Annotated in this window: 7 protein-coding genes; 3 read left to right on the forward strand and 4 right to left on the reverse strand. The window is 44.1% G+C overall.

Annotated elements, in window-relative coordinates:
* Positions 1 to 109 precede the first annotated feature (109 nt).
* The 3 genes from gluP to OCV81_RS10690 all read right to left on the reverse strand — a co-directional run bounded on the left by gluP (position 110) and on the right by OCV81_RS10690 (position 4,296).
* Positions 110 to 1,315: a glucose/galactose MFS transporter gene (gene gluP, locus OCV81_RS10680; protein ID WP_204434904.1), complete on the reverse strand. Its 1,206-nt coding sequence runs from the start codon at positions 1,313 to 1,315 to the stop codon at positions 110 to 112.
* A gap of 96 nt (positions 1,316 to 1,411) precedes the next feature.
* Positions 1,412 to 1,918, reverse strand: coding sequence for a GIN domain-containing protein (locus OCV81_RS10685; RefSeq protein WP_148329998.1), 507 nt, complete (start codon positions 1,916 to 1,918; stop codon positions 1,412 to 1,414).
* A 140-nt stretch (positions 1,919 to 2,058) separates the two neighbouring features.
* The gene (locus OCV81_RS10690; RefSeq protein WP_262640328.1) at positions 2,059 to 4,296 is read right to left on the reverse strand and encodes a carboxypeptidase regulatory-like domain-containing protein; all 2,238 of its coding nucleotides are present in this window, start codon (positions 4,294 to 4,296) and stop codon (positions 2,059 to 2,061) included.
* A gap of 340 nt (positions 4,297 to 4,636) precedes the next feature.
* Here OCV81_RS10690 and OCV81_RS10695 point away from each other — a divergent pair, with 340 nt between their 5' ends.
* The 3 genes from OCV81_RS10695 to OCV81_RS10705 all read left to right on the forward strand — a co-directional run bounded on the left by OCV81_RS10695 (position 4,637) and on the right by OCV81_RS10705 (position 10,555).
* On the forward strand, positions 4,637 to 5,275 hold the full coding sequence (locus OCV81_RS10695) for a response regulator (RefSeq protein ID WP_148330000.1): 639 nt from the start codon (positions 4,637 to 4,639) through the stop codon (positions 5,273 to 5,275).
* A complete protein-coding gene (locus OCV81_RS10700; protein WP_148330001.1) occupies positions 5,272 to 7,344 on the forward strand; it encodes a tetratricopeptide repeat-containing sensor histidine kinase in 2,073 nt (690 codons plus the stop codon). Before OCV81_RS10695 ends, OCV81_RS10700 begins: the two co-directional genes overlap by 4 nt.
* Before the next feature lie 1,858 nt (positions 7,345 to 9,202).
* Positions 9,203 to 10,555, forward strand: a complete 1,353-nt coding sequence (locus tag OCV81_RS10705) for an NAD(P)/FAD-dependent oxidoreductase (RefSeq protein ID WP_148330002.1) — start codon at positions 9,203 to 9,205, stop codon at positions 10,553 to 10,555.
* Positions 10,556 to 10,632: 77 nt separating this feature from the next.
* Here OCV81_RS10705 and OCV81_RS10710 read toward each other — a convergent pair whose 3' ends face one another.
* The gene (locus OCV81_RS10710; protein ID WP_148330003.1) at positions 10,633 to 12,672 is read right to left on the reverse strand and encodes a M13 family metallopeptidase; all 2,040 of its coding nucleotides are present in this window, start codon (positions 12,670 to 12,672) and stop codon (positions 10,633 to 10,635) included.
* Positions 12,673 to 12,684 lie beyond the last annotated feature (12 nt).

Below are 12,684 nucleotides of genomic sequence, written 5' to 3' on the forward strand. Positions count from 1 at the left end.
CCAAAAGGCATGGACATAGGAAAAACATAAATCATACTCTATGAAAAATGGCAAAACGATGATTATATAACGAAAAGAGGATGCATCATTTTGACACATCCTCTCGTTCTTACTTACGTATTTTACAACCATACATTCCATAATATAAAATAAACAGGAAACAGGGTAAACATAACCAATATGCCTGTTGTGCGCCACATGCATCTTTCAACCAACCATACACAGTCGGTATCACTGCACCGCCGAACATAGCCATAATAAGTAGTGATGAACCTGTTTTCGTAAATCTACCAAGGTCAGCAATTGCCAAAGGCCACAATGCAGGCCACATCAGCGAACAACCCAAAGCCATTAAAGACACAAAATAAATAGATATGTCAGAAGGAGTAACGACCACCAGTACGGAACCGATAATTGCAATGATAGAACATATCTTCAATGCGGTAGCCTGGCTGATATAGCGTGGTATAAAGATGATGCCACATATATATCCTATAACGATTCCGATAGGTGCAATCCATGCATAGTTGGCAGCATTTGCCAGTCCAATTGAATTAGCATAATCAACCAGTGTACCCAACGATACAGTCTCTACACCGACATAAAGAAACAGTGCGATACACCCCAACAATAAATGGGGGAACTGGAATATGGATGTTTTTCCTGAGCTTTTTGATTCGTCAGCTACATTATCTGCCGGAGCATCTTCTCCTTCTGCCTTTACTTCCGGCAGGGGAGCGAAAAATGCCATTATACCAAGAATCACAAATGCCAAGATGATAATCAGGAAAGGATATTCAAGGTCGGAAATGCCAATCTTGTTTACATCTTTTCCAATGAGCCATACGATGAATATAGACGGTATCGGCCAGGCAAGCTTGTTACAAATACCCATAATACTGATACGTTTGGCCGCACTTTCCAACGGACCGAGTATGGTGATATATGGATTTACTGAGGCCTGCAGATAGGCATTACCTGCCCCACTCACGAAGGAAGCCAGAAGGAACAATGTGAAACTGCCATCATTTGCAGACAAAATGAAAAGATAAAAGGCAACTGCAAATATAAAAAAGGACACTGACATGGTTTTCTTATATCCTATCGCCTTTATCGTAAGTCCGGCAGGATAGCCGAATAACAGAAAAGGTATAAAGGTGGCTGCTATAATCAGGTAAGAAGCCGCATTGGATATATTCAGTGAACTTTGAAGTACTGGTACCAATAAAGAGTTAATTCCCAAAGCAAAACCTATGGCAAAAAACATTATTCCGATAAAAGCCAGAGGTATTAAAGTTTTATTGTTTGAAGTCATTTGTCGTAAAAATTAAGGTAATCAAATACAATGTAATGTTATTCTAATAAGGTAATGTAACTTGTAAATAGAGAGACCCAAGAAGCTAATCCTGAACTATTTCAATTCTTCACTTTGTGATTTCTTCACCTTCAGTCGGCTCAAATTGACGTGACTGTTCCCCTTGGTCGTGCAGTCAAGCACATCCGTTTCTCCTTCTAAGGTAAATTGGCTACCCGCTCCAGCCGATACTTGCAAGTATCTTGCCTTTACGTTCATCGCTCCCCTAGAACCGGCAGCCAAAGACACACTGAGTGAATCTACTGCAAACGGCTGGTCCGCCTTCAGTTCAGAACAAGTCATGCTGATTCGGCGCACATCGTTCGTATAAATACATACTTTCCCTTTCGGCATCGGTCCATTCGCATCCTTAAGCGTGAATGACAGTGTACCGTTCTCCAGTTTCTGCATTCCCAGCTCCGGGTTCTCCACTTCTACACGAAATGTATCTGCCCGAATCAACACGACCTTGTATCCGGCAAAATAAAAGTTCTTTACCGGCTTCTCAGCCTGACTCAACAAACAAAAGCCAAGTCCTGCCAAGCATAATGCTATTCTCTTCATACTGCTATTTATTTTAATTGTCATTTACTTTCAAAATACTGTTCATCCGGTCTGCATTCTGTAACCGTTTATTACTTTGGAAAATGGAACGTCCCCAATTGATGTTGTATGACAGGCTGACATAGAACATATTCCGGTTGTTACGAATCAATACATTCCGGTCGGAGGCGATGACCTGGTTCAATTGTTCTGTCCGGTTCTGTCCGGTATTTGGAACCCTCCGTGAATGGAAACAGAATCCCCATCCCGGCATTCAAGTTCTTCCATTTATAGCTTGCATTAATGCTGCTGTTATTTTCAGATGTCATGACATACTGGCCCGACAAAGACTTCATCGGTTTCATCCAGGAGCCATTGAGTTGAAACCCCTTGTATGTCATGGCCAGATAAGCACCATAATAGAAATTATTCAGGGTATGTTCGTAAGCTTCCCCCTTCGATTTATAATAGTTCCATCCGCCAAACACCTGAAAAATAAACAGTTTCAGTATATCCGTCATCTGTACAATCAACTGTGCGCCATAGTTGACGTCATAGTCCTGGTTGTTTTCCTGAAAGACAAAGCGTTTCCTTTCGGGCGAATAAAAAATATCCTGCTGAATGGGATGAAAGCTGCGGTCGGCCACCAGCGTCAGCACAGAAGCAAACTTCTTGTTATCCCACACCGAGAAATTAATTTGATTGCGCAACGTGTTATAAGGAGTCAGCGAACGGTTTCCACGCATAATGGAAAGGGAATCGATTTCCTGTATCACTTCAGAAAGGCTGCTCAAAGAAGGGAACAACGGACGAAAATTGATTGAATACTGCAAATCCCAATACTTCTGCTTGTAGGATAAAGACAAGGACGAAGTATTGCGCCAATAATTCACCGACTCGTTCCCCTGCCGCTGCTGCTGGAACCGCAAACCTGTACCGACCGTGTAAGCGACCTTACCCAGACTGCCTTGGAGCTGGACATACGGATAGGCATTGTAGTTCCTCAGATTCACTTGCTCGTCTGTTCCGTAAAGGTTGCTCGCGTATTGGTATGTAGCACGCAAACCAGCCGAGAGGTTCACCTTCTTGCCTTCCCGCCAATAATATACCTCGCCAATCAGTGATTTCTGGTTTCCATCCGTCGTGTTGTTTATTTCCGACAGAGTCTGTCCATCCAGGCGATCTGTCAGCGTACGCTCATAATCCGTATTTCCCAGCGTACCGACCAGATTCACTTCCACTCCCTGATTGTTCTTCATCTTGCGGCTGTAAGTAAGGTCAAGCGACGGGATATAGCTGGAGAAAGAAGAATGGATATCCCGCTGCCCCGTGAACTGCTGCTCCTGAAACATCTGCTGACGGTTCCTGTTGTAGTTCGAACTAATCTGGTTATCCAATCGGACATTCACCATATCTTTCTCATTTTTATAAAGGTAACCGACGGCAATGTGATGATCCGTATATCCGAAAGGAGCAAACTCCCCCCGTTTGTCACGCTTCAGCGTTGAACCGTCCGGAAACGAATAAGTCTCCAGTTCATCCGTCCGGCGTTCGGAATAGTCACGGTAGTTCACATTATAGTCAATCGAGAACTGAGATTTCTTATAATTGGTCCGAAAGTTGAGGTTCCCGTTCACGAAGCCAGTAGTAAGCGCGCTCGTACCTCCGACGGACAGCGAAGTGCCCACCCGCGGCTCTTTCAAGATGAAATCAAGCACTCCGGAATTGGAGTCCAGTTCACGCATGGAGGGCAACTGACTATAATCCACACGTGCAATCTGCTGCGGCTTCAAAGCCTTCACTTCCTGCAGGCTCGCCTTCACCCCGTTAATCCGGTAAATTACCCCGGAAACCCCAGAAATGGAAATCGATTCCTGTACCGGGTCGACAAACAGCCGCGGGAGCATCATGCTTTTCAACAGACTGAGGCTGGAAGTGGCCGCTTCCACCTGCTTCACACTCGGATAAGCCATAATCTTCCCGGTTTTGTGTACCATGCCTTGCGCTACCACCTCAACACCTCCCAGGCTGACCGTATCGAGTGCCAACGATATGATTCCCAAATCCAGGTTCTTGCGCTCACCGTTCTGTATCAATGCGACATTCTTTTCATACCCCACATACGATATCTCCAACCAGAAATTATCCAGTTTCACTTCCGATTCAAAACGTCCTTTCTCATCCGTCGTAAACCCAGTGACATACACCGAGTCTTCTGTCAGCACCCGCATCGTAGCACCTGCAAGTGGCCGGTTCTCGTCGGCCGCATATACGCGTCCTTTTATTTCCTGGGCAGAAAGAAACAAATTTCCAGCAAACAATAAAAGAAAAGACAATGACAGTACCCGGAGCTTACTGAAACAACGTGACATATAAGTTTGTTTGTGATATGTTTTCATCATTTTCTATTTAGCAAAGTTATTCTTCATCATGGCATGCACAACATCCCCAACAGATGAATTTACAAGGTGATATACTCCAAAACTTCAGTATCTTATTCTTTTCACTAGCATTTAGATTCTGCGAATATAACACATTCTCCCCCAATAGCCAAGAAAAAATTAACAGATTAACATACGGTTATTCTCTTCCAAAATTTCAAGACAAATACATTAACCTGCCAAACGTGCATACAAAATCTGTACAACCAGTATTTCTTTTCCTTGCTTACGCTTGCATAACGTAAGAAAAATTTCCATCTTTGTAGAAAAGCAAAAAAAACTAAATTTACGTTCCTCCATGAAGAACCTATACATTCTAGATGACCACCCCATCATCACAGAAGGACTTAGCCAGCTATTGGCCAACAATCAGCGTTATCAGATAACTATCGGGCATCATCATTCTGAATTATACAATTACCTGACTCAGACCACTCCAGATTTATTAATCATAGATTATGAAATTCAAAATAAAACGGCCTTGGATATTATAGCCTATCTACGGCAGAAAGCAATCCAGATTCCCATACTTGTGTATACCATGCACACAGAATTCTGGATTATCAAACTGTTGACCAAGGCAGAAGTGGCAGGCATCGTAACCAAAAATGACAAAATAAATGAAATCGAAACAGCCATCGAATGCATTTTAGAGGAACACAACAAATATTATTCACCGACAGCATTACATGTCGTGCTTTCCATTGTAGGCGACCAGTCTGCCACCAAACAGATAAACTACACTCCCAGTCCACGTGAAAACGAAATTATTCAAATGCTATCTTGTGGACTTACTTCCGATGAAATTGCCCACAAGCTCAACCTTAGTAAAAATACCATTGACACGATGCGAAAAAACATCCTGTTAAAAAGTGGAGCCACCAATGTCTCACATCTTATGCGAATTGCTTTTTTAAAAGGTTGGATTACGATATGAAACAGATTGTATTTTTTATTTTTCTCTGCCTGACCACACAGTTAACGGCCGGCGAAAAAGGCCATAATTTAACCGACTTGCTACAGTCGTTTGGCGATAACGGTGAATATGCCCAAATGGATTCTATATACAGACTCATCACTCGTGAAAGCCGCTACAGCCAAGATAAACTTTATGCCTTGAATATTGACTTGGATTATGCCCGGTTTCTCAACCAAAAAGGAGACTGTGAAAAAGCATGCACCTTGTTGACCCAAATCCGACGAAAAGCCACCACACTGGAGAAACTGCAGGAAAACAGACCTCTACACCCCATGTTACAAACGATTAAAGCACTGGCCACGTATGAAACCGCCTACGGACAATGGCAAGCCGACCACTTGTCGGAAGCCAGGGGTACTGCTACTGAGGCCGTCAAATTATTGGAACAATTGAAAGATTCTGCCAATCTGGCCGAAGCCTATAACCTATCGGGAGTTATACACCGGAAACTTTTTATGTTCGACGATGCCATCACGCTGTACGAAAAAGCGCTGGCCATTACCGAAAACCTGCAAAACTATAACCTGGCGTCTATCATCGTATCCAACATCTCCATTCTCTACAATGAAATAGGGAAAAACGACGAAGCCATACAAGTTTCCCGAAAAATGTTTACCTATCCTCAGACCGATACACTGACCTTGGATTACCGCATCGGAGAAGTTAACAGGTTATGCAATCACGCCATCATGCTGGCCAACAACCATCAGTTCAACAATGCATTGGACACCCTCCAACTGGTAGACCAGAAACTCCAACCGGAAATGCCCGACGGACTCAAGTTACTGGCATATACACAATACGCCCGAGTGGCAAGAGATTTGGGGAAATCTTCGCAAGCCTTTCAATATTATCAAAAAGCCATGAGCTACAAAGCTACCACACGCAATAAAGCAAACATTGCCAATCTGGAATACCTGTATGGCTACATGCTGTTTCACGATACAGATTCTTTATTGCAGGCACGCCACTACATCATGGAAGCAGCCGACTTCGCCAGAAAAAACCCCTCCGGCCTGTTGCCCAAAATATTACTGACTCTTGCTGAAATAGAAGCCAAAAGACATGAAAACCAGTTATCCTACCAACTGGTTCTCGAGGCTTATAAGGCCAACGAAGAACTGAACAACCAATATTTCCATAATCGCCTGTCCGGATTCGAAGCAGAACTGGATTTAAAAGAAAAGAACCTGCAAATTGCTGGTATCAACGAAAAACGGGCGGAAGAAAAAGCAGCTTATCTGTTACGCACCTATACCATCGGAAGCATTCTTGTATTGCTTGTCCTGCTTCTTGTAATCCTAATCATCAGCATGCACAAAAGAAAGATAGCATTCAATTTAAAACAACTGAAGCTGGAAAAAGAAATCAAAGACAGGGAAATGCAAAGCCAGCTTTTGCTCACTGACATGCATAAAAAAATGACCGAACAATACATCTGTGGACTGGAAGACAGCAATAACCGCATTTCCAAGGAACTTCACGATGGTGTATGCAATGACCTGCTGGCAATCGAACTGGAAATGCAACAAACAGGACCTTCCACCCTGAGCTTCCAACTCGAGCAGGTAAGAGAAGCGCTGCGCAATCTGTCTCATCAGTTGGCCACTCCCATCTTCCGCAATTTCAGTTTATATCAGGTTCTGACTCTTTATACAGACAAGCTGAAGACATTGGAAAGCATTCATATAGAATGCTATATAGAAGAAAATATAAAACAACTCTCATTTTCACCCGAACGTACTCAAGAAGTTTATCGTATTCTTCAGGAAGTCATATCCAACTTGATCAAGCATGCAGACGCCAAAAATGCCTATATCACAGTCACTTATGAATTCCAGCAGATAAATCTTCTAATTGAGGACGATGGAAAAGGGTTTGATTTAGAGAATCCTGTCAATAACTCCTTTCAAACCGGACTGGGGTTGAAAAATATCAAAGAACGTTGCAGCAAGCTCCAAGGGTCTTATGAGATTCAATCGAAAAAAGGTCACGGAACGATTATCCATTTCAAATTTCCTGTATAATTTTTTACCAATATTTCTTAAATAAATCTCATCACAAGACCGACTAGCCAAGAGAGAAAATAACGTCTCAAGGCACCTGCATTAGAAGCAGAATAAAAGAATCCGTATTACAACTCCCCTACGTCGTAACACGGATTCTTTGTTCATCATAGTAATAAAATTATTACTTATCCATCAATCTGTCAGTTCCCCCAATCATGATTTCTCACTATCTTTCTTTACCCAATATAAAAGACCTTGTGGCCTTCCGCGGTATATTGTCCCCTTCAAAAGCTACTTTTGTATAAATCCCCGTATAGCAAATTCTCCTTTTCAGAATCTCATTGTTCTTCAGTTCTTCTTTAAATCCTTTTTCAAATCCTAGGCTTTTATTATTATTTTTGTCAAAAATAAGCGATTAAACCTAAAAACAAAACCCCATAAATAACCTATTTTATATTCCTATTTATTGGAATATACACCAAGAAGCCTCACCAGTAATCGAAAGATCACCAATGAGGCCGTATCATCAAATTTACTCTTACAAATATTCTTATCGTTTCCGCTGCGGGCGCTCCTTCTTCATCTGTTCAAACGCCGTCTTCTGTTCGTCGGTCAGTAAATCCGTTATTTTCTTATTCAATTCCTGCATGGCTACTTTACGTTCCTCACGCGACAAATCCTGCTTAAAGAAATCAGTATAAAAGCCTATTTTTACACTTTACATTCGCAGTAAAGCATGTCCTTCTTTCAAAAAAACGATGACGGAAAGTAACCAATTATAACTGTCATTATCCTGAAAACTAATGTAGGACGATACTAAGGCCCTATATACTCTATCTATAACAAAGCAACCCCTTTCTTTCGGCTCTGCGGAGCTTTCAAGAAAGGGGTTCATCGTTTTTCAATAAGAGAATAAATCAACCGATTCATACACCAATGATAACGATATTTGTCATCATAATAATAGATAAATTCAGCAACAGTCTTACTTCAATTCATTTATACAAAAAATATTAACCTATTTTTTATTATTTACGCAAAGAAAGGTTTTATTTTTATCCCATACACCACGGAAAACCGTGATTTTATTAACCTAAATAATCAAATTACCCTTTATTTTCTGTGTAACGACAAGTCATTTTCTCTGTACCACAGTGTGAAATATAAAAACCACAGTGCGGGATATATATTTCACACTGTGAAATACAAATACCAAAGTGTGGTACAGAGAAAACATCGGCAGAAAAGGAAGAAGATGTAAAGCCAACACAAACTATGCACCCGACCGTTGAACAAATCCCCCCTCCGCTTGTTATATAAACAACCGGTTACATTGAAATGAGAGTACTGATTGCGCTTATACTGTTTATATTCACCCTTTCTGCTGCATACACTTTGGACACGGCGGAGAAACCGACGGAAAAATTGCACCCGGCAATGGGAAGCGTCTTACAGGTTGAAAAGCATAAACCGCAATTTATTTCACCTGCTCTCCATCCAGACTGCATGCTTCCCGCAGACCACGTATACGAAATACACACCTTTTTCAAGCAGTCCTGTCAACGGTACTTACAATATTTACAGTTCTCTGTCCGTGCAAACATGCCACGCCTTCTCAAAGCCATCAGACTTTCTGTACAAAACCGGACCGCGGTTTCGACCGGGCAATATAAACAGGGACACACGCTCACACAGAAAAAGCAGAAAATTCTTTACACGTACATCATTCGGCATATTGTAATTTAGCTGTATCGTCATCCCATCTCACCCACATCAGGCAAGCACTTATCGCGTTCTTACCTGACGTCTGTTCGTGCCTACCCGGCATGAAGGACGACAAAAAATTCTATATATAAATTCTACAACTAATTACACTATGAGCTTCAATATCGCAAAAACCAGCCAAAAAAGAATAGTAATCGTAGGAGGAGGATTCGGAGGACTGAAACTGGCTCAAGAACTGCATCGGTCCGGCTTCCAGATAATCCTGATTGACAAGAACAATTATCACCAGTTTCCACCGCTTATCTATCAGGTGGCTTCCTCCGGACTGGAACCCAGCTCCATCTCGTTTCCATTCCGGAAACTATTCAACGGATATCAAGACATTCATTTCCGTCTGGCCGAAGCAAGGCAAATCTATCCCGACCAAAAGGTTCTCCAGACCTCTATCGGGAAAATCGAATATGACTACCTGATACTGGCAGCTGGTACGACATCCAATTTTTTTGGAAACAAACGGATAGAAGAGGCAGCCATGCCCATGAAGACCCTGTCGGAAGCAATGGGGTTAAGAAATGCTTTGCTCAGCAACCTGGAGCGAAGCATCACGTGTGCTACCAGCCAGGAACGACGGGAACTGCTGAATGTGGTCATTGTAGGCGGAGGAGCGACGGGCGTGGAGATTGCCGGCGCCATGGCTGAAATGAAACGCTACGTATTGCCCAAAGACTATCCGGAAATCGACTGCAACGACCTGCACATTTTCCTGATTGAGGCAGGCAACCGTCTGCTTTCCGGCATGTCGCCCGTGTCTTCCCGAAAAGCGGAAGAATTTCTCCACCGCATGGGAGTGCAAATTTATCTCCATACACGCGTGACAGATTTTGTGGCACACAAGGTAATCCTAGAAGACGGAATGGAAATCCCAACACGGACTTTTATATGGGTCAGCGGTGTACGGGCCAATGAGATAGGCAACCTGCCTCCCACAATCACCGGCCGTGGAGGACGCATTCTGGTAGATGCCTACAACCAAGTAAAAGGAATGAACCACGTGTTCTGTATTGGCGACCAGTGTCTGATGACCGACGACAAGCATTATCCGGAAGGGCATCCGCAACTGGCACAAGTGGCCATCCAACAAGGAAAGCTTCTGGCCCAAAACCTGAAAAGACTGGAGCAAGGGAAAAAATTGCATCCGTTTCACTACAAGAACCTGGGTACCATGGCCACCATCGGGCGAAACAAGGCCGTTGCCGAACTACATACCCTCAAGACACAAGGATGGTTTGCCTGGGTACTGTGGCTGGTGGTACACCTACGATCTATCCTAGGTGTCCGCAACAAAATCAATGTATTATTAAACTGGGTTTGGAGTTATCTGACGTATGACCAATCGCTACGCCTCATCGTCTATGCACAGAAGGCTAAAGAGGTAAGGGAACGGGAAGAACGGGAAAGCCAAACGCATTGGGGAGAAGAAATGCCATCCTCCTCCAAACACTAACAAACAAATGGGGCAAATCCGTCGCACAAGATGACGAATTTGCCCCATTCATTTTATATCATCAGGCAATCACTTGATTACCATACGTTCACACGTTTTTCCGGAGCTACATACAACGGATCAGACGGTGTGATGTGGAAAGCATCATACCAAGCCTGGATGTGCGGGAGCGCACCGTTCACACGCCATCTGCCCAAAGAGTGAGGGTCTGACTTAGTATATACACGAATCTGCTCGTCGCGGATATTGCCAGCCCACAAAGTAGCGTATGCCAGGAAGAAACGCTGTTCCGGAGTGAAACCGTCTACCACACCCAGAGGGGCATCTTTCGTCGCATTCTGGAAGGCCAGGTAAGCCACGTTCAGACCTCCGTGGTCGGCCAGGTTTTCACCCAGTGTCAGTTCACCGTTGGCATGCAAGCCCGGCAATACTTCGATATTGTTGAAGAAATCCACCATCACCTGTGCACGTTCCTTGAAGCGGTCGGCATCACCCGGAGCCCACCAGTCGGTCAGATTACCGTCTTTGTCGAACTGACGGCCCTGGTCGTCGAATCCGTGAGTCATTTCATGACCGATTACCACGCCGATGGCACCGTAGTTAGCTGCATCGTCTGCTTCCATGTTGAAGAACGGCGGCTGAAGAATGGCAGCCGGGAAGCAGATTTCGTTAGTAGACGGGTTGTAGTACGCGTTGACTGTCTGCGGAGTCATCAGCCATTCATCCTTGTCGACCGGTTTGCCCAGACGGCTGTACATATCGTTGAAACTCCATTCTGAGGCGCGGCATACATTGGCCCAGTAAGAATCTTTTTTGATGTCCAGTTTGGAATAGTCTTTCCATTTGTCAGGATAACCCACTTTCACATGGAAAGCAGCCAGTTTTTCCTGCGCTTTCACCTTGGTGCTGTCGCTCATCCATTCCTGTGCATTGATACGTTCACCCAAGGCAGTCTGCAAGTTCTTCACCAACTTCACCATACGCTCCTTGGCTGCTGCCGGGAAGTATTTCTCCACGTACATTTCGCCGACCAGTTCGCCCAGCATGCCGTTTACTGAATTTACGGCACGTTTCCAGCGCGGCTGGTTTACCTGACGACCGGACAATACCTTGCCGTAGAAATCAAAGCGAGCAGCCACAAAGTCATCACTCAGACAAGAAGCGGCTGCATCCAGCAAGTTGTATTCCAGATATGACACATGCTTTGATATCGGCAGTGTGTTCATCAGACGAGCTACTTCCTGAATCGGTTCTACCTGTTCCACGTTCAGTTCGGCAGGAGCCTGAATGCCCAGTCCCTTTACATACGCATCCCAGTCGATACCGGAGATGGTCTTCTTCAGTTCATCGAACGACATCTTGTGGTAGTTGGCTTCCGGGTCACGAAGTTCTGTAGCACTGCGTGAAGCCTTGGCAATAGCTGTTTCGATTTCCATTACATCTGCCACCTTCTGCTGAGCTTCTGCCTCTGTGAAGCCTGCCAGCTGGAACAATTTGCCGATATATACCTTATATTGTTCACGGATATTCTGCGTGATACTGTCGTTGTCCAGGTAATATTCCTTTTCACCCAGGTTGATACCGCCCTGTCCCATCTGGAAGATGTTCAGCGAACTGTTCTTCGGGTCGGCATATACATAGCTATGGAAATAAGTACCGATACCGATATGCGCCATTTCAGTCATCATCGGGATGATTTCACCCTTGTCTTTCAGGGCTGCAATCTTACCCAGCATTGCTTTCACCGGCTCTGCGCCCTGCTTGTTCAAGGTCACGCTGTCCATGGCCATGTTGTACAAATCACCGATTTTCTGTGCGGCTGAACCTGCCGGATTGTTCTTCTGGGCAGCCAGTCCTTCAATCAGTTCACGCAACTGTTTCTGGCTGTTTTCAAACAACTGGTCGAATGTACCATAACGGGAGTATTCGGCAGTCAATGGATGTGCGTCGTTCCAACCGCCACATGCATAACGGAAAAAGTCGGTTCCGGCAGCCACGGTCGTATCCATGTTTGCCAGATCGATACCAGAAGTGCTTTTCGCTTCCTTCTGTCCGGCGCAGCTGGTCAGCATGGCAAATGCCAACGTAGCTACGGCTACATAATTTTTCTTGTTCATAAATGGTTGTTA

The sequence above is a fragment of the Phocaeicola fibrisolvens genome (assembly GCF_025567125.1).
Taxonomy (GTDB): domain Bacteria; phylum Bacteroidota; class Bacteroidia; order Bacteroidales; family Bacteroidaceae; genus Phocaeicola; species Phocaeicola fibrisolvens.

What these genes read in the sequence shown, in the direction of transcription:
- gluP (WP_204434904.1), bottom strand. Translation starts at nt 1,315, where the DNA reads ATGACTTCAAACAATAAAACTTTAATACCTCTGGCTTTTATCGGAATA.
- OCV81_RS10700 (WP_148330001.1), top strand. Translation starts at nt 5,272, where the DNA reads ATGAAACAGATTGTATTTTTTATTTTTCTCTGCCTGACCACACAGTTA.
- OCV81_RS10710 (WP_148330003.1), bottom strand. Translation starts at nt 12,672, where the DNA reads ATGAACAAGAAAAATTATGTAGCCGTAGCTACGTTGGCATTTGCCATG.
- OCV81_RS10685 (WP_148329998.1), bottom strand. Translation starts at nt 1,918, where the DNA reads ATGAAGAGAATAGCATTATGCTTGGCAGGACTTGGCTTTTGTTTGTTG.
- OCV81_RS10705 (WP_148330002.1), top strand. Translation starts at nt 9,203, where the DNA reads ATGAGCTTCAATATCGCAAAAACCAGCCAAAAAAGAATAGTAATCGTA.
- OCV81_RS10690 (WP_262640328.1), bottom strand. Translation starts at nt 4,296, where the DNA reads ATGAAAACATATCACAAACAAACTTATATGTCACGTTGTTTCAGTAAG.
- OCV81_RS10695 (WP_148330000.1), top strand. Translation starts at nt 4,637, where the DNA reads ATGAAGAACCTATACATTCTAGATGACCACCCCATCATCACAGAAGGA.